The organism is Adlercreutzia sp. DFI.6.23 (genome assembly GCF_024462535.1).
Lineage (GTDB): Bacteria > Actinomycetota > Coriobacteriia > Coriobacteriales > Eggerthellaceae > Adlercreutzia > Adlercreutzia rubneri.
In genome coordinates this window covers 120,698-137,306 of sequence record NZ_JANGBP010000007.1, presented here as the reverse complement: position 1 = coordinate 137,306, position 16,609 = coordinate 120,698, and the positions used below count along the sequence as shown (strand labels likewise).

Here is a 16,609-nt window from a genome sequence, read left to right as displayed (position 1 = left end):
CCATTATGAAGGTGCGGCGGTGCGCGCCGCCTGGCGCTTTCGTTAAAAGCGGGTTATTTGCATAGATTTGCCACGAAGATTAAGGGTTTTCGCGGTATCCTGTCTTGCGGTTCACCAAGAAGCGTCGGCGTTCCCCGCCGGCTGCGCGGGTGCGGGCCCCACGCCCAACGCCCCGTTGCGCCAGGCGGCATCGCGCCGACCAACGAGAAAGGATTTTCATGGACGCCAAGGTCTACGAGCTCATCAACGACCAGATCAACAAGGAGCTGTACTCCGCCTACCTGTACCTCTCCTTCGCCGACTACTACGAGGAGGAGGGCCTGTCCGGCTACGCTAACTACTTCGAGATCCAGGCTCAGGAAGAGCGCGATCACGCGATGATCTTCCGCAACTACCTGCATGAGAACGGCGAGGCCGTGAAGCTTCTGGCCATCGACATGCCCGACAAGACCTTCGCGAACTTCCTGGAGCCGCTCGAGGCCGCCATGGAGCACGAGAAGTACGTGACCTCGCTCATCAACGACATCTACGCCGCGGCGCTCGAGGCCCACGACTACCGCGCCCAGAAGTTCCTCGGCTGGTTCATCGACGAGCAGCTGGAGGAAGAGGACAACGCCGACACCATGATCACCAACATGAAGCTGTTCGGCGGCGACCCGAAGGGCCTGTACGACCTGGATCAGGCCTGCGCCGCCCGCATCTACACCGTGCCGAGCCCCCTGGCCGGCAAGTAGGCCGCCGAGCTTGCCACCCTTGGAACGCATCCTGTTACATGCTTGCTGCGGACCGTGCTCCTTGGAGCCGGTCCGCATTTTGCGCTCGGAAGGGGTGGAACCCGTCGTGTTCTACGCGAACTCGAACATCCACCCTGCCGAGGAATACGCCCGCCGCCTGGCTACCCTGCGCGAATGGGCCGCGGACGCCGACGTGGAAGTCGTGGAAGGCGCCTACGACCCCGAGGCTTGGGAGGCCACTGCCGGCCGCATAGGCGACGCTGCCGAAGCCAAGTTCGGCGTCATCGCCAACGAAGAAGGCGATCTTGAGGAGGAAGCCCTCTTTGGGGCAAATCCCGTAGGGGGCGACCTTGGTCGCCCCTCATCAAGCAAGTCAACCGTGCTCGATGAGGGCGGCGCAAGCCCCGCCCCTACGGAAGGGCGTACGACAGCGCGTCGGGCCCGCGAGGCCCGCTGCCGGGCTTGCTACCGCCTGCGCTTTGAAGAAGCCGCGCACTACGCCCGCGAGCACGGCTTCGCTGCCCTTGGCACCACGCTTTCGGTGAGCCCCTACCAGTACACCCGCATCATCCGCGAAGAGCTGGAGCGCGCCTGCGCCCGCGAGGGCATCAAGGCCTGCTTCGCAGACTACCGCCCCTTCTACGACGAGGCCACCCGGCGCTCGCGCGAGGGCGGCATGTACCGCCAGAACTACTGCGGCTGCCGCTTCTCCGACGCCGAGGCCGCCGCCGAGCGCGAAGAGCGTCGCGCCGCCCGACGAGCCGCCCGCGAAGCGGAGCTTGCAGCCCATGCCGACAAGCGCGCTGCCGCCGAAGCCGAACGCGCCCGCACCCGCGCCGAGAAGCAGGCCTACGCCGACAAGCAGGCCAAAAAGCGCGCCATTCTCAAAGCCCTGCGCGAGCAGCAGTAGCCGCATCTCTCGTGGCGTCTTGCCGTGATTTGCCTTTCTCCTACGGTTTGCCTATCGTTGTCTGGGAAGCCTGACCAATGGTCTATGATGCGGTGATCTATCCGCACGCGAAGGAGGAGCGATGCCCAACATTCGCCTAACCCATCCCGAGCTCTCCCCCAACGCCGCTGCGGCGGCGGCCAAGGTGTCGCCCGAAATTCGGGAACTCATCAAGCGCTCCGGCAAAAAGCCCGTGCGCGAGTACACCTTGGGCGAGGAGATCTTCAACGCCGTCACCCATGGCGTAGGGGCGGGCCTGGCCGTGGCGGCCCTCGTGCTTCTCATCGTGAAGTCGGTGGCCGATGGCGGCGGCATCCTTTTAGCAGCGGCCCTCGTGTACGGCATCGCGCAGTTGCTGGAGTACCTTATGTCCACGCTGTACCACGCGCTGGCAGCAGAACGCGCCAAACGCGTGTTCAAAGTGCTCGACCATTCCGGCATCTACCTGCTCATCGCCGGTACCTACACCCCTTACTGCCTCATCACCTTGGGACATGTGGGCGGCATCTGGCTCGCCGCCTTCGTCTGGGCCGTCTCACTTGTCGGCATCGCCTTTGAAGCCTTCTGGACCTACCGTCCCCGTTGGATATCGGCCGTGCTTTACGTGGCGCTCGGCTGGTCCATCGTGTTCTTCATCCCGACGCTGTTCGCCGAGCTGGCCCCCGCAGGCTTCTGGCTCTTGGTTGCCGGCGGCATCAGCTATACCGTGGGCGCCGTGTTCTACATCTTCAAAAAGGTGCGTTACATGCACTCGATTTTTCACCTGTTCGTGCTGGCCGCCAGCTGCCTGCAGTTCTTCAGCGTGTATTTCTTCGTGATTTAGCGCTGCAGCTACTCGGTGTGCGCGGCGCGCAGGGCGGCGATTTCGCGGCCCCAGCCGGAAAGATCGTCCTGAGGCGTTTCCAGGAAGAAGGGCAGATCGCGTAGGGCCGGGTGGTTCGTCACGGCAGCGAGCGCGTCAAAGCCGATGCAGCCCTCGCCGATGGGGGCGTGGCGGTCCTTGTGGGCGCCGAGCGGGTTCTTCGAGTCGTTCAAGTGGATGGCGCGCAGGCGGTCGAGCCCGATCACGCGATCGAACTCCTCCAACACGCCGTCCAGATCGCCGGCGATGTTGTAGCCGCCGTCCCACACGTGGCAGGTGTCCAGGCACACGCCCACTTTCTCGTCCAATTCCACGGCGTCGATGATGGCGGCCAGCTCTTCAAAACGGCCGCCGACCTCCGTGCCCTTGCCTGCCATGGTTTCAAGCAGCAGCGTGGTGGACTGCTCGGGCGTGAGCACCTGGTTCAGCGCGTCGGCGATGAGCGCGATGCCCGCCTCGGCGCCCTGGCCCACGTGGCAGCCCGGGTGCATGTTGTACAGCTGGCCGGGGGTGTTTTCCATACGCATGAGGTCGTCGGTTAAGAGCTCGATGGCAAAGGCGCGCGTCTCGGGCTTGGCCGCTGCCGGGTTCATGGTGTAGGGCGCATGGGCCAGAAACGTCGTGATCCCGTGGGCGCCCGCGAACTCGTGGAACGCAGCCACATCGGCCGGATCGATGGCCTTGGCCTTGCCGCCGCGCGGGTTGCGCGTGAAGAACTGGAACGTGTTCCCATCGATGGAGGCCGCATCCTGGGCCATCTTCAGATACCCCTTGGCGCTGGACAAATGACAACCGATGGTGAACACGGACTCATCCTTTCGACGAAGCTAACGCAGCGCTGGCCAGTATACGCCAACGAGCCGCATCGTCGCGCGCTTTCCAGAAAACCCGTAGCCTCTACAACGCGGGGACGCGATGTCGGAACCGCAATGCGCGTCGCGATATTCTCGCCCTCGCCTGCGAGGCAATCCGAAGTCCGAATTTGGGCAAGAATTTCGAGTTGTTAGACATTTCGATTCATCCAGCACCTGCCAGTAGCGCCGAAAACACCGAAAGAAGCCGCATCCGATGCCTGAAGAGACCTAAATCGTTCCATAAATCCATTTGCCGCACCCCTGAAAGTCTAACAACTCGATTTTTTTGCCACAATCTGTCCTGCAAATTGCTCGAGAAGACCGACGAGGGTCGCAAAGGATCGAGCGAGCGTTCCGCAATCGGAGAAAGAGAGCTTCGCCCCATGACCGAGGGCATGATAGGCATATTCAAGGAGATCATCACGCTGTTCGTCATCGTGGGAGTGGGCTACGCCGCGAAGAGGCTGCGCTTCATGAACGACGAGTTCGACCGCATGCTCTCGAAGCTGGTCATCAACATTGCGTTGCCGGGCATGATCTTGGGCTCGGTGCTCACGGCCACTGAGCTGCCCACACAAGCGGAAGTGTGGTTGTGCCTGGGGCTTTCCGTGGCGAGTACTTTTGTCATGTTCGCCGTGGCCTACGGGTTCACGCTGCTTCTGCGCATTCCCGACGGGCGCCGGGGCGTGTACCGGTTCATGCTCTGCTTCGGCAATGTCGGGTTCATCGGGTATCCGGTGCTCTCGGCCATCTTCGGCCCCGATGCGCTCGTGTACGCCGCCGTGTTCAACCTGCCCTTCAACTTCTTCGTGTTCACCGTGGGCGCATGGTTTCTCACCCAGGATATTGATGGCGACGTAAAGGTGCAAACCAGCTGGCGCACTTTCGTCACACCGGTCATGCTGTCATGCGTGGCGGCGGTGGTTCTCACGCTTGCCGGCATTCACCATGCGCCGATTCTGGGGGAGGCGCTGAACACGCTCGGCTCCATCACCACGCCGGCGGCGCTGCTCATCATCGGCTCGTCGCTCGCGAACCTGCCAGTGCGCGACCTCATCGGCGGTCCGCGCCTGTGGACCTGCTCGGTGTTCCGGCTGATCGTGATGCCGGCCATCATCTGGGCGGTCTTCCACGCATTCGTGCCGGCGGGGCTCATGTTCTCAGTGGCGGTGGTGCTGGCGGGCATGCCGGTGGCCACCAACGGCACCATGCTCTGCTACCAGTACGGCGGCAACTCCCGGGTCATGGCCCAGGGCACCTTCGTCACCACCGTGCTGGCAATAGCGAGCATCCCCATACTGGCAGGGTTCGTGGGAGTGGTTATGTAGGAAGACTACCCCTCGAAGTGCTCGACGGCTTCGGCGAGGTGGTCGATGATGCCGATGGACTGGGGGCACATAGCCTCGCAGGTGCCGCACTGGATGCACTTGGACGCGGGGCCCTCGGCGGCCTGCCAAGAGTAGAGACCCTTGACGAACTCGTTGTCCTCGCAGGTCTTCTCCAGATTCAACAGGTTCATGGCGATGGGGATCTTCACACCCTCGGGGCAGTCCTTCACGCAGTAGCCGCAGTTCGTGCATGGGATGAGATCCACGCTGCGCAGGGCCGCGATGGCGCCGTCGATGGCACCGCGCTCCGCCTCGGTCAGCGGCGCGTGGCTTTGGAAGGTGGCCATGTTGTCCCGCATCTGATCGAGCGTGGAGGCGCCGGCGAGCACCGTGAGCACGCCCGGCAGATCGAGGCAGAAGCGGTAGGCCCAGCTCGCCTGGCTCGCATCGGGATCGGCAGCGGCCAGCACCTCGGCGCCACGCTCGGGCAAGTTCGCCAAACGGCCGCCGCGCACCGGTTCCATGATGATGACGGGCACGCCGTGGGCCGCGGCCACTTCCATGCAGCGGGCAGACTGGGTGACCGGGTCGTCCCAATCCAGGTAGTTTACCTGCAGCTGCACGAAGTCCACCTCGGGATGCGCCGTCAGAATCTCCTCCAGCGTCTCGGGGCCGTCGTGCATGGAGAAGCCGACGTGGCGCACGAGCCCGTCGGCCTTCGCCTTCGCCACGTAGTTCCACATGTCGTACTCGTCGAACTTGGCCGTGCGCGCGCCGCCTAGGTTGTGCAGCAGGTAATAGTCGATGTAGTCGACCCCCAGCCGCTCAAGAGAAGTGGGCAGGCACGCCTGGGCCTCCTCCTTCGTGGGGCACGCCCAGGCCAGACACTTTGTGGCGAGGGTGTAGGCGTCCCGCGGGTAGCGTTCCACGAGCGCCTCGCGCAGAGCCGTCTCAGAGGCGCCGTTGTGGTAGACAAACGCGGTGTCCACGTAGGTACCGCCCTTCGCGATGAACTCGTCCATCATGGCCTTCAGCTGCTCGATGTCGATGGCGGTCACGTCGTCGGGGTCTGCGAGCGGAAGGCGCATGGCACCGAAGCCGAGCTTCGCCACGCCCTCGTAAGATGCGGTCATGAATTCTCCTCTCAATCATTGATGAGGAGAATGATAAAGGTTGGAGTCGGCTCCAAGTCAAGCGATTAAGCAACAAGCGCAAGCAAACGCTCTTCGGTCTGCTCGCCCACCAGGGTTTCGGCGAGCTGGCCGTTCACGAACAAGGCGAAGGACGGAAAGCCGTTGGGCGCGTAGGTTTGAGCAAGGTCGGGTGACTTGTCGACATCAACCTGGTAGACCACGGCCTGGCCCTGGACGCGATCGGCCACCTCGTTGATGATGGGCATCATGCGCTGGCAGTGAGGGCACCAGGTGGCGAAGAATTCGACGAGCACATTGCCGCTCGATTGCAGGACTTTCTCGTCGAAGTTGCCCTCGTTCAGAATCTCGATCATGATAGCTCTCCTTTGCTGGGGATGAGTCCACAGTCAGATGCGTCCCCTATTGTGGTTTCGGAATGCATCGAGACCAGCGACGCGACTGTTCTGTTATCTCCGCGCGCCCGATTGTTGCCTGTTTGTTGGAAGACGGCGAATACAATCCCGTGACGCTTTGGCGGTTCGGTGGGGAATACGGATGCGGTGGGTCATCATGAATGCAAATCCACTGTCACGGGAAGATCCGCGCGAATGCCCGCGCCCGCGCCCGCGCCGGCATTCGCTCCCCACGCGCTCCTCCAAAAGAAAGGTGATCCCATGGCCCTGCTCGCTGCCTACGCCGTTCCCCATCCGCCGCTCATCGTGCCCGCCGTCGGGCACGGCCAGGAGGCGGCCATCGCCGACACCATCGCCGCCTACCGCGAGGTCGCCCGACGCGTGGCCGCCCACCGACCCGACCTTATCGTCATCACCTCGCCTCACGCGCCGCTGTACCGTGACGGGTTCTTCATCGCCGACACGCCGGAGGAAACTGGCTCGCTGGCCGCCTTCGGGCAGCCGGACGAGCGCGTGACGACCCGCACCGACCTTCCCTTCGCCGAGGACGTGGCCGCGCGCCTGCACCGCCGAAGCATCCCCTCGGCCGGCGCCCCGGCGTCCATGGCCGACATCGACCACGGCACCTTCGTGCCGCTCCATTTCCTGGAAGAGACTATCAATCTTGATTCCGTGACGGTGGTGCGGATGGGGCTCTCGGGACTTTCCGAGGCCGACCACCGCTTTCTGGGCCGGGCCATCACCGAAGCCGCTCGCGCCCTGGGGCGCCGCTGCGTGCTCGTCGCAAGCGGGGATATGTCCCACAAGCTGAAGGAGGACGGCCCCTACGGATTCGCCCCGGAAGGACCTAAGTTCGACCGCACGGTAGCCGAGATGTTCGCCCACGGGAATTTGGAAGGCCTGTTCGGCCTGGACGCCGCCCTCTGCGACGGCGCCGCCGAGTGCGGGCTGCGCTCCTTCCAGATCATGGCCGGCGCCCTAGAGGCGACCGGCGAGCCCTTCGCTTCCGAGCTCTTAAGCTACGAGGGGCCCTTCGGCGTGGGCTACGCCGTGGCCGCCTTCGAAATCGAGGACGCGCCCGAGAGCACCGAAGAGGAGGCGGCGGCCGAAATCGTGCGGGAAGAGGATCGCGAGATCGGCGGGGCTCGCGGCGGTTCGCCGGCGTGGCCGCCGCACCCCGGAGACGACCCGATTGTGGCCCTCGCCCGGGCGAGCGTGGAGTCCATCGTCGCTCAGGGCACCGTCTTACCCCTTCCCACCGACGCACCCGAGGAGCTGACCGGCCGGCGCGCCGGGGCCTTCGTGAGCCTGCACAAGCACGGGCAGCTGCGCGGCTGCATCGGCACCATTGCGCCGGTGCGCAAAAGCCTTGCCGAGGAGGTCATTCGCAACGGCGTGGCGGCAGCCACCGAGGACCCGCGCTTCGCTCCCGTGCGCCCCGAGGAACTTCCCTTCCTCGAGTATTCCGTGGACGTGCTCGGCGAACCGGAGCCCGTCGACAACCTGGAAGAGCTCGATCCGACGCGCTACGGCGTCATCGTGACTCGCGGGCATCGGCGAGGCCTGCTGCTTCCCGATTTGGAAGGGGTCGACACCGTCTTCGACCAGATCGCCATCGCCAAGCAGAAGGCGGGCATCCGGCCAGACGAGCAGGTGCACCTCGAGCGCTTCGAGGTCGTCCGCCACACCGCCGGCGGCGAGCCGCGACGCTCCTAGATAGTCGCGAGGAAAGTCTCCCAGCCGCGGCGGCCGGCGGGGTCGTCCTTGAAGACGCCTGTGGCCATGAGGATCTCGTAGAAGGCGCGGCTGCACTCGTCCTTGATAGCAGGCAGTTCGGCTGCCAGGCGCGCGGGGAGGATGGCGCGGCCCATAATCTCGATGAGGCCGATGTTCTCCTTCTTGATGTGGAAGAGCCGCTCGGGCACATGGAAAAGCCCGAAGGGGCGCTCCGGCGTCGTGCGGTTGTTGCGCAGCACGATATCCATCACGTAGTTGTCGTCCTCGCGCCACAGGATGGGATTCGCCGTGTTGTGCTGCACGAAGCGCGCGGGAGCGCCCTCGACACCCGAGGAACCCGGAGCACTTCCCCGGCACGCCCCGCCGGGCGCCGCGGCATCGCAATCGAGGGCGGCCGTCAGAAGAACCGAGAAGGCCTTAATGCCGCACTCCTCGAAGGTGAAGGGGCGCCAGGCGTCCAGGATGCGGCAAGCTGCCTCAGTGAGGGTCGAGCGGTTGCGGCTGCGCAGGCGCACCACGGAGGCGGGCCAGCGCACGATGCCCGCCTCCACGCCTTCCAAACCTTCAATGGGAAACGCTCGCGCAATGGGCGCGTTCATCAGGGGGAAGCGGTGGCCGCCGCCTTGGAAGTGGTCGTGGCCCAGAAGGGAGCCGCCGACGATGGGCAAATCGGCGTTGGAGCCGATGAACCACTGCGGATAGGCGTCCGAGAAATCGAGCAGCCGCGCGATGGTGTCGTGGCCGATGGCCATGGGGCGGTGCTCGTGGGACGCCACGATGAGATGCTCGGGGAAGTAGCCGTAGGGCGAGAACCACCAGGCCCACGGCTCGTCGCCAAGGAAAACCTCGGTCACGGGCGCGCCCGAGCGCCCCAAACGCGCGAGGCCGTCCTTCCCCGACGGTTCCCAGCACAGGTCGCAGGTCGTCGGGGCGGCGAAAGACCCCTCTCTCGCGTCGCCCTCCACCGAGGTCACCGCAGCCTCGCCTTCTCCAGCAGGGACCGCCGCAAGCGCCGTACCACCGAGGGTTGCCCCCGCCGCAGCGGCGATGTCCCGCGGATCCTTCTCGGGCTTGGCCAGGTTGATGGTGATCTCCAAGGGCCCTGTCGGAGAATCGTACGTCCAGAAAGGATTGCCGCGCTCGTCCACGGCACCTTCCGTGCCTCTTGCGGCCCCGCTCATGGCAGCCGCCTCGCCAGCACGCCGGGGCCGCCCACGACCACCTCACGGCAGGCCCGGTAGCCGAGCAGGCCGTCCATCGCTTCCATGAAGCCGGAAACCTCGCCGACGGGCACGAGCGCCAGCACCGATCCGCCAAAACCGCCGCCGTGGATGCGCCAGGCGCCCTCTTCGCTGAGCAGGTGCGCGCACAGCCCCTGAATGAGCATGGCCGGCTGGCGCTCCCCGCAGCCGTCGCCGTGCGGGGACACGTTCTGCAGAAACTGAGCGGAGGAGGCCCCCGACAGACGCACGCACTTCAAAAACAGCGGGAAATCCCCCTCTTCCAAAGCCTGACGCTGCCGATCGACCCGGGCCACCTCGTCGAAGTAGTGCAGGGCCCGCATGACGCGCCCGTCGCCCAAGGCCGCGCGGATGTCCTGTAGGCTCGCGAACAGCGCATCGACGTCTGCGTCACCCAGGCGCGCGGCGCCCAGATGATTGGCCACCATGCGCATGTCGGCCGGGACGGAGGCGAACTCCTCGGTGTGCACCGAGTGATCCTGGCGCGAGTCGACGAGCACCACCGCATAGCCGACGCACGTCGCGTCGAAGGCAAGCGGGGTCACCGTGGGTACTTTCGGCCCGAAATCGAGAAGCACCGTGCCTCCGCAGGCGCTGGCCAGCTGATCCTGGGCGCCGCAGGGCTTGCCGAAGTAGCGCTGCTCGGCGGTCACGCCCGCCAGAGCCAAGGCCACGGGATCAAGGGGAACGAAGCCGCCTTCTCCCCCTTCCGCGGCGACCTGGCCCGGTGCCGGTTCCGGCGTGCCCGCGAAAGGGCCGGGGCCGAACAGCGCCTCCAGAACGGCGCCCACCATCACCTCGAAGGCCGCCGAGGAGGACAAACCGCAGCCGGCGGGCACCTCCGAGCAGGTGGCCAGATCGAAGCCGCGCAACGGGCCGCCCGCCTCGTCGTAGGCGGCCAGCATGCCGCGCAGAAGGGCGCCGGAGGACTGGGTCTCCACGCCGTGGGGCCTCCGCCAATCCGCATCGTTCAGGTCGATCGCATCGGTGCCGAAGCCCTCCATGGACACCCGCACCAGATGCTTTCCGTTTTCGGCCGCAAGCCCCCAGACGCGCTCGCCGATGGCCGAGGAAATGACGCGGCCGCCCTGGTGGTCCACGTGGTTGCCCGCCACCTCCAACCGGCCCGGCGCCGAGGCGAGCACGAAGGTGCCATGGGCCGCCACGGGTGCGAACGGGGCGACCGCATCGACGTCTCCGCCGGCACCGTCGTCGGCGTCCCTGTCGACGTCCCTGCCGACACCCTCATCGGCCGCCCTCACGGGGAACGCCTCGGCGAACCGTTCCCGCAGATGCGCCAACTTGCGCTCGGCATCGGCGTCACATCTCAGCGCTACCGCACTCATCGCCGTCCTCCTTCAGCTTGTTCACCCGCCGGTCGTAGGTGAGGATGCCATTGCACTCTTCTTCCACGTCCGACAGCTGCGTGTACACGTAGGCGGAAAGCCCCGCCCCCTCCAAGGCCCCCGCGGTATCCAGGGTTCGGCGCACCTCCGCGCGCCATTCGGCCGGCGTGTCGGTGGCCCCGTAGCCGTAGGTGCCCGCGAAGGCGCTGTGACCCGCCACGGCGTGCACTACCCCGCCGAATTCCGAGATCGCAAAGGCGCGGCCGCCGGCCAGCCGCGCGTAACCCGCCAGGTCGCGCCGGTCGCGGTAGACCGCAAGCGGACGGAAATAGTTGTGCACGCTCTGGAAGTCGCCCGCGCCCTGGTCGTACCAGCCGCTCACGGCGTCGATGGGCCGCGTCGGATCCAGCAGATGGATCTCCTCGGCGCAGGCCAGCGTGTCGAATTGCCCCCAGCCCTCGTTGAACAGCACCCAGGTGACCACCGAGGGGTGCGCGCGCAAATGGGCCACCGTGCCGCGGCACTCCCGCATCCACTGGCGCTGATAGGCGACATCATCGGCGCCGAGCCTCCGCTGATGGGACGCCGAAGTATCGCTGTAATCGCCCCAGCTCCCGCGCCACAGCGTCGGCTTGTAGCTGGTTTCCCAACCGTCGTAGGTGCCCCCGCCCGACACCATGTCCTGCCACACCAGCATGCCAAGCCGATCGCAATGGTAGTACCAGCGGTCGGCCTCCACCTTCAGGTGCTTGCGCACCATGTTGAAACCGGCGTCCCTCATGGCCTGAATGTCGAAGGCAAGCGCAGCATCGGAGGGCGCCGTCATAAGGCCGTCGGACCAGTAGCCCTGGTCGAGCACCCCGCGCAAAAGCAGCGGCTCGCCGTTCAGGAAGAAGCGGAAGCGTCCCGCCCCATCTGGCGCCACCTTCACCGTGCGGAAGGCGGTGTAGCTGCGCACGACATCGGTGCCGAAGCGCACGGTGATGTCGTAAAGACACGGGTCGTCGGGGCTCCAGCGGCGCACCTCGCCGAGATCGAGCCGCAGGCGTACGCGGCGGGCCGGCCCCGCCTGTTCAGAAGACGCCTCGCCCACCGGCACCGAGCCCTCTTCGGCGAAAGCGGCGCCGGCGGCCACCTGGCGGCCCGTCGGGTCGCACACGTAGATGCGCACCAGACCCGCGTCCCCGCTCACATCGACATCCGCCGTCAGAGTGCCGGCATCGGCGTCGGGATGCAACGCCAGGGCCAGCACGCGACGAGCGGGAACGACCTCCATCCACACCGGCTGCCAAATGCCACTTTGGGCCGTGTACCAGATGCCGCCCGACTTGAGCCGCTGCTTGCCCCGCGGCTGGGTACCCGCATCGCTCGGATCGCGAACGCACAGGGCGACCACGAACTCCCGCGGCGGCGCCGGAGCCAGGTCGGCCGCCTCTTCGAGATCGTCCTTTCCCTCCCCACAGGCTCCGCCTTTCGCGTCTCCGATACCTTCAACCGCCACGTCCTCAATCGCTGCTTCCGCGCCCTGGAAACGCGCTTCCGTACTCCCCTCGCCGGCTGCCTTCTCTGCCCGCAGCGCCTCGGTGATGTCGAAGGAAAACGGCAGATACCCTCCCTCGTGAGTGCCCACGACCTGGCCGTTCACGCAGCAGGCGCAGGCGAAATCCACGGCCTCGAAATGCAGCAGGCAGCGCTCGCCCTCGCCCAGGGCGGGAACGGGCACGCGGCGCACGTACCACAGAAGCTCGTCGGGCTGAAGCTGGCGCCCCACCCCCGACAGCAGGGACTCGGGCGAGAAGGGCACGAGGATGCGCCCATCGAACGCATCGGGCGGCCGTACGGTACGATGAGCTCCCATGGGAACGAAAGCGTAGTCCCACCAACCGTTGAGGGATATAAAGCGGTCGCGGGCGAACTGCGGGCGCGGATGCTCGCTGCGCACGGAGTCGGGATCGAGCGCCTCGCCCCAGCGCGTGAGCAGCGGACGGGCAGCGCCCGGGTCGTGGTCGCGAGGCGCGCTCGCCAGCACTCGTTTGATGTCCATGGCCCCTCCTTCCCGCAATCGCGCACGGGCCCGCCGCTTGCGCGGGCGGGCCCGTTGACTTACGAGTAAGATGATAGCCGATAGGCGGCGCGGCGCGCAGATCGTAACCGATTCGCCATACCGCCGCGCAACGCCGGCGCGACGCAGAATCCGGCCGCGGAGAGCGCCAGAGCAGCTCGGCAAGATCGCCGACCTTCCAACCAGAAGCAGTGCGGAGCCCCGAATTAAGCGAGCTCGCGGGCCTCCTCGGCCTGCTGGATGTTGAGCATGCGGGTGACCACATCGATGAGCACCTCGTCCTCCACATCCGGGTGCGAGCGCAGATAGCTCACCAGTCCCACGATGAGCACGTAGAACGTCTCGTACAGATGGTCGGACTGCTCGCCGTACTTCGTCTGCTCCACCATGGGGTGCGTCACCATGAACTCGGCGCCCTGGGCGGCGAAGCGGTTGAGGAAATCCAGGTACAGCGCCGCATTCTCCTGGGTGGAAAGGGCCATGCGGAAGGTGTTCTTCTCGAACAGCACCATGCGCATGATCTTCACCATGGAGTGCAGCGACTCATCGGTGGCCAGCGCCGTCTGGCTCTCGTGCCAGTGCTGCATGGCCTCCAGAAAATCGGTGATGTACTGGTCGAGCACGGCGCTCGTCACTTCTTCCTTGTTCTGGAAGTAGTGGTAGAACAGCGAGCGCGTCACGCCCACGTGGTTGGTGATGTCCTGGATGGAGGTGCGGGCCAGGCCCTTCTCCTCGTACAGCTCGCGCGCGGCGACAACGATCTCCGCCGAGCGCTTGGCCGTGTCGTTGCTGCGGAGTACCTCGCGCGTCGCTACACCTCGAGTGCTCTTCTTGTTCGACTGCATGAGGGACCTCCTGTCTCTTAAGCGCACCCGGGCGACAAACCCGCAAGAATGGGTGCCATAGGGGAATGCTTGCTGCCTGTGCAATCCGATGGAGCGTACCTTATAGCTTCCTCTAGCTTGTCGCTGTCGCGTCAGGTCTCTGTTACCTCCCTGTCATTATCTGGATACAGAGTGTTCAGATTCAAATCCAATGGTGAGTTTTTAGTCATCTAATGCGACTGCCTAACGATAGGGTTAAGCTACGGTATTTCACAATGGCCCGTGTATCGCCGTGAAGTACAATGATCCAGATGGATTTCTCTCTCGTCGAAGGAGCCTTTGTGGCCAAACGCATAATTACGATTCTGCTCGCGTTGCTCGGCGCGCTTCTGGCTGCGGCCCTCGCCTACGTCGCCTACGTCATGATCACCTACGAGCGACTCCCCGACAATCTGGCGCTCGCCGTGGACGCTCCTTTGGCCGCCGACGAGGCTGCGCCGGTCGTTTCCGCTGATGAGGAGTTCACCGTGGTGACGGCCAACCTCGGCTTCGGCGCCTACAACCGCGACTTCGACTTCTTCATGGACGGCGGAGGCGGATCGGTGGCCGAAAGCCCCGAGGTGGTGCGCGAGGACATTCTCGGCTCGGCCGAGGCCCTGCGCGCACTCTCGCCGGATTTCGTCCTCTTCCAAGAAGTGGATATAGACGGCACCCGCAGCCACCACATCGACGAGTACGAGCTTCTGCGCACCCAGTTTCCGAGCGACTGGTCGGTGTTCTGCCAGAACTACGACTCGGCCTTCCTCGCCTGGCCCCTCTACGCACCTCACGGCGCCAACCGCGCGGGTCTGGCCACGTTCTCGCGCCTGCCCGTGAGCGACCCGGTGCGCAAGAGCCTCCCCATTTCAGACAGTTTTAGCAAGTTCCTCGACCTGGATCGCTGCTACTCCATCGTGCGGGTGCCGGCAGGCGACGCGGAGCTGGTGCTCTTCAACGTGCATCTGTCCGCCTACGGAGCCGATGCCTCTATCATGGCGGCCCAGCGCGAGAAGCTCTACGAGGACATGACGGCCGAGCGGGCGGCGGGCAACTACGTCATCGCCGGCGGCGACTACAACCACGACATGATCGGCGTCTCCGGCGAGGTGTACGGCAATGCAACCCAGGTTGTGGAAAGCTGGGCGAAGCCCTACGACTTCGCTGGCGTGCCAGAGGGCTTCACGGTGGCCGCCAAGGCGAAGCTCAATGAGACGGGCACCGCCGCCTTCCCCGACGCCGCCACCTGCCGCGACGCCGGGCGCCCCTACGACGGCACCAACGACCGCTGGGTCATGGACACGTTCATCTACTCCGACAACGTGGAATGCCTCGACTGCTCCACCGTGGATCTGGACTTCGCCTACTCCGACCACAACCCCGTCGCCATGACCTTCAAGCTGCGATAGCCTTCGCGTCATTCGCGTTACAATGAGGAGGATTGGAAAGGGAGGGCCGTGAAGGAACGCTTCGCGATATGGCTGGCGCCGCAGAACGGCGAGCGCCGAGAGGTCGCGCCGCTGCGGCAGTTGGGGTGGGCGTTTCTGCTCGCCTGGGTGTTCTGCGTGTTCTACACCAACGCCGCCGGCGTGCTGAGCGGGGATGCGATCCCGGATGCGGGCGAAGCTGCAGCTGGCGCGTCCTCCGGAGCCTCCTCGATGGGCGCCGCGCTCTTCTACGCCGTGCTCCCCTTGGCCGCATCCGTGGCGACGCTGGCGGCCATCGTGCTCGCCGAGCCGCGCATCGGCTCGCCCACAAGCCATCGCCCCCTCTTCGTCGTCGCCCCCGCCCTTACGGCCGCGAGCACTCCTTTCATGTTCGTCTCCGTCGCCGATCCGGGGCTTAACGCTGCGCTCTTCGGCATCGGCGCCGTGGCCACGGGCATCGGAAGCGCACTTCTGTGGGCGATGTGGGGCGAGTACTACGCCGTCATCCCCCGAGATCGAGCGGAATGGCTCGCGCCGGTTTCCGCGGTATCCGCCGCCGTCATCGTGCTTCTGGTATCCGCCATGGACGGTTGGGTGCCCGTTGCCGTCGCCGCGGCGCTGCCGCTTTTGTCCGGCCTCTGTTTCCATCTCGCGTGGACGCCAGAAGCCGCCCGCACCGAAGAGGCGCTCGCAACCGCCCATCGCTTCGCAACCGAGCAGCGCTCCCCCTTGGCGGGGCTCGGGCGCACGGGGTTCGGCATCCTCGTCGTGTTCTCCATCGTGAGCATCGCGGGCATGATGAGCGCCGAGCGGGTGGAGGGCATCCCCCTTCAAGCCATCCTGCTGTTCAGCGCGCTCATGATGGCCGTGGTGGCGGCCATGGCCATTTCGGGACCGCGCCGCATATCCCTGTTCTTCCTCTACCGCTGGATGTGCCCCACCCTGGTCATCGGATTTGCGGCCGTCATCCTGCTCGGGCAGGCCGGCGCCCTTGTTGCCGTGGCCGCATCGCTCGGAGGCCGTTTCACCTTCTGCCTGATCGCCCAGATCTACTTCGCCAACTACGCCGCCGCCGGCCGCGCGACCCCCGCCCAGGCCTCAAGCTTGGGATGGCTGTTCGTGCATGCGGGCGACCTTCTCGGCCTCGTTTTGTGGATCGTTCTCGAACCGCTGATGTTGGCGCAGCCGACGGGGCTCACCGCGGTGAGCGTGGGGTGCATCGTCGTTCTCGTGACGGTCACTATGGCCGTTATGGGCGAGACCTCCACATTCCTGCGCATCCCCGAGACCGCAAAGGATCAGCCCCACGCGCATGGGAAGGGCCTCGTGACCGAATCGCCGGATGCCCACGATGCCATGGACCAGCCCGGTGAGCCTCAGCCGGATGCACCGGCGCCCACTACCGCACCAACCGCCGACGCATCTGGCGAGGTGCACGGCGCGGCGCGCATCGACGAGCTCGCCCGCGTCGGCGGCCTCACGCCGCGCGAGACCGAGGTGCTCGCGTTGCTCGCCCAGGGCCGTTCCATCCCCTACATCCGCGACGAGCTCATCATCAGCCGCGAGACGGCGGCCACCCACGCCAAGCATATCTACGCAAAACTGGGCGTCCACTCCCGCCAAGAGCTCATCGACCTCGTGCGACAGTGATTTTGGCCAAAAC

Annotated in this window: 14 protein-coding genes; 7 read left to right on the top strand and 7 right to left on the bottom strand. The window is 65.6% G+C overall.

Annotated features, from left to right (window positions below; translation table 11 throughout):
- Positions 1 to 218: 218 nt before the first annotated feature.
- From NE591_RS08485 to NE591_RS08475, 3 genes are all read left to right on the top strand, one after another.
- Positions 219 to 734, top strand: a complete 516-nt coding sequence (locus NE591_RS08485) for a ferritin (RefSeq protein WP_114539592.1) — start codon at positions 219 to 221, stop codon at positions 732 to 734.
- Positions 735 to 744: 10 nt separating this feature from the next.
- The gene (locus NE591_RS08480; RefSeq protein WP_321203148.1) at positions 745 to 1,644 is read left to right on the top strand and encodes an epoxyqueuosine reductase QueH; all 900 of its coding nucleotides are present in this window, start codon (positions 745 to 747) and stop codon (positions 1,642 to 1,644) included.
- Positions 1,645 to 1,765: 121 nt separating this feature from the next.
- On the top strand, positions 1,766 to 2,506 hold the full coding sequence (locus NE591_RS08475; RefSeq protein WP_114539590.1) for a hemolysin III family protein: 741 nt from the start codon (positions 1,766 to 1,768) through the stop codon (positions 2,504 to 2,506).
- An 8-nt stretch (positions 2,507 to 2,514) separates the two neighbouring features.
- On the opposite strand, the gene NE591_RS08470 is transcribed toward NE591_RS08475, so the two are convergent.
- Complete coding sequence (locus NE591_RS08470; RefSeq protein ID WP_114539589.1) at positions 2,515 to 3,351, bottom strand: deoxyribonuclease IV; 837 nt, start codon at positions 3,349 to 3,351, stop codon at positions 2,515 to 2,517.
- Between the two features lie 431 nt (positions 3,352 to 3,782).
- Between NE591_RS08470 and NE591_RS08465 the strand changes: the two genes are divergently transcribed.
- Positions 3,783 to 4,727: an AEC family transporter gene (locus NE591_RS08465; RefSeq protein WP_114539588.1), complete on the top strand. Its 945-nt coding sequence runs from the start codon at positions 3,783 to 3,785 to the stop codon at positions 4,725 to 4,727.
- A gap of 5 nt (positions 4,728 to 4,732) precedes the next feature.
- On the opposite strand, the gene NE591_RS08460 is transcribed toward NE591_RS08465, so the two are convergent.
- Together NE591_RS08460 and NE591_RS08455 are read right to left on the bottom strand one after the other, a co-directional pair.
- The gene (locus NE591_RS08460; RefSeq protein ID WP_157012017.1) at positions 4,733 to 5,860 is read right to left on the bottom strand and encodes an aldo/keto reductase; all 1,128 of its coding nucleotides are present in this window, start codon (positions 5,858 to 5,860) and stop codon (positions 4,733 to 4,735) included.
- Positions 5,861 to 5,925: 65 nt separating this feature from the next.
- Positions 5,926 to 6,234: a co-chaperone YbbN gene (locus tag NE591_RS08455; protein WP_114539586.1), complete on the bottom strand. Its 309-nt coding sequence runs from the start codon at positions 6,232 to 6,234 to the stop codon at positions 5,926 to 5,928.
- 300 nt (positions 6,235 to 6,534) lie between these two features.
- On the opposite strand from NE591_RS08455, the gene amrA reads away from it, so the two are divergent.
- Positions 6,535 to 7,989 (top strand): AmmeMemoRadiSam system protein A, encoded by a 1,455-nt coding sequence (gene amrA, locus NE591_RS08450; protein WP_114539585.1) that lies wholly within the window; start codon positions 6,535 to 6,537, stop codon positions 7,987 to 7,989.
- Here the strand turns inward: amrA and NE591_RS08445 are convergent.
- From NE591_RS08445 to NE591_RS08430, 4 genes are all read right to left on the bottom strand, one after another.
- A complete protein-coding gene (locus NE591_RS08445) occupies positions 7,986 to 9,191 on the bottom strand; it encodes a hypothetical protein (protein WP_114539584.1) in 1,206 nt (401 codons plus the stop codon). The two genes, amrA and NE591_RS08445, sit on opposite strands and share 4 nt — an antisense overlap.
- The gene (locus NE591_RS08440; RefSeq protein WP_256156577.1) at positions 9,188 to 10,597 is read right to left on the bottom strand and encodes a galactokinase family protein; all 1,410 of its coding nucleotides are present in this window, start codon (positions 10,595 to 10,597) and stop codon (positions 9,188 to 9,190) included. The genes NE591_RS08445 and NE591_RS08440 overlap by 4 nt, the downstream gene beginning before the upstream one ends.
- A complete protein-coding gene (locus tag NE591_RS08435; protein ID WP_114539582.1) occupies positions 10,572 to 12,641 on the bottom strand; it encodes a glycoside hydrolase family 2 protein in 2,070 nt (689 codons plus the stop codon). The genes NE591_RS08440 and NE591_RS08435 overlap by 26 nt, the downstream gene beginning before the upstream one ends.
- Positions 12,642 to 12,865: 224 nt before the next feature.
- Entirely contained in the window at positions 12,866 to 13,504 is a 639-nt protein-coding gene (locus tag NE591_RS08430; protein WP_114539581.1) for a TetR/AcrR family transcriptional regulator, read from the bottom strand.
- A gap of 320 nt (positions 13,505 to 13,824) precedes the next feature.
- Here NE591_RS08430 and NE591_RS08425 point away from each other — a divergent pair, with 320 nt between their 5' ends.
- Positions 13,825 to 14,928, top strand: a complete 1,104-nt coding sequence (locus NE591_RS08425; protein WP_173112136.1) for an endonuclease/exonuclease/phosphatase family protein — start codon at positions 13,825 to 13,827, stop codon at positions 14,926 to 14,928.
- A gap of 48 nt (positions 14,929 to 14,976) precedes the next feature.
- Entirely contained in the window at positions 14,977 to 16,596 is a 1,620-nt protein-coding gene (locus NE591_RS16275; protein WP_114539579.1) for a response regulator transcription factor, read from the top strand.
- The last annotated feature ends 13 nt before the right edge of the window (positions 16,597 to 16,609 follow it).

Bases quoted from the DNA above. Each gene is read 5' to 3' on its own strand.
- NE591_RS08485 (WP_114539592.1), top strand. From the start codon at position 219: ATGGACGCCAAGGTCTACGAGCTCATCAACGACCAGATCAACAAGGAG.
- NE591_RS08475 (WP_114539590.1), top strand. From the start codon at position 1,766: ATGCCCAACATTCGCCTAACCCATCCCGAGCTCTCCCCCAACGCCGCT.
- NE591_RS08465 (WP_114539588.1), top strand. From the start codon at position 3,783: ATGACCGAGGGCATGATAGGCATATTCAAGGAGATCATCACGCTGTTC.
- NE591_RS08460 (WP_157012017.1), bottom strand. From the start codon at position 5,860: ATGACCGCATCTTACGAGGGCGTGGCGAAGCTCGGCTTCGGTGCCATG.
- NE591_RS08455 (WP_114539586.1), bottom strand. From the start codon at position 6,234: ATGATCGAGATTCTGAACGAGGGCAACTTCGACGAGAAAGTCCTGCAA.
- amrA (WP_114539585.1), top strand. From the start codon at position 6,535: ATGGCCCTGCTCGCTGCCTACGCCGTTCCCCATCCGCCGCTCATCGTG.
- NE591_RS08445 (WP_114539584.1), bottom strand. From the start codon at position 9,191: ATGAGCGGGGCCGCAAGAGGCACGGAAGGTGCCGTGGACGAGCGCGGC.
- NE591_RS08440 (WP_256156577.1), bottom strand. From the start codon at position 10,597: ATGAGTGCGGTAGCGCTGAGATGTGACGCCGATGCCGAGCGCAAGTTG.
- NE591_RS08435 (WP_114539582.1), bottom strand. From the start codon at position 12,641: ATGGACATCAAACGAGTGCTGGCGAGCGCGCCTCGCGACCACGACCCG.
- NE591_RS08430 (WP_114539581.1), bottom strand. From the start codon at position 13,504: ATGCAGTCGAACAAGAAGAGCACTCGAGGTGTAGCGACGCGCGAGGTA.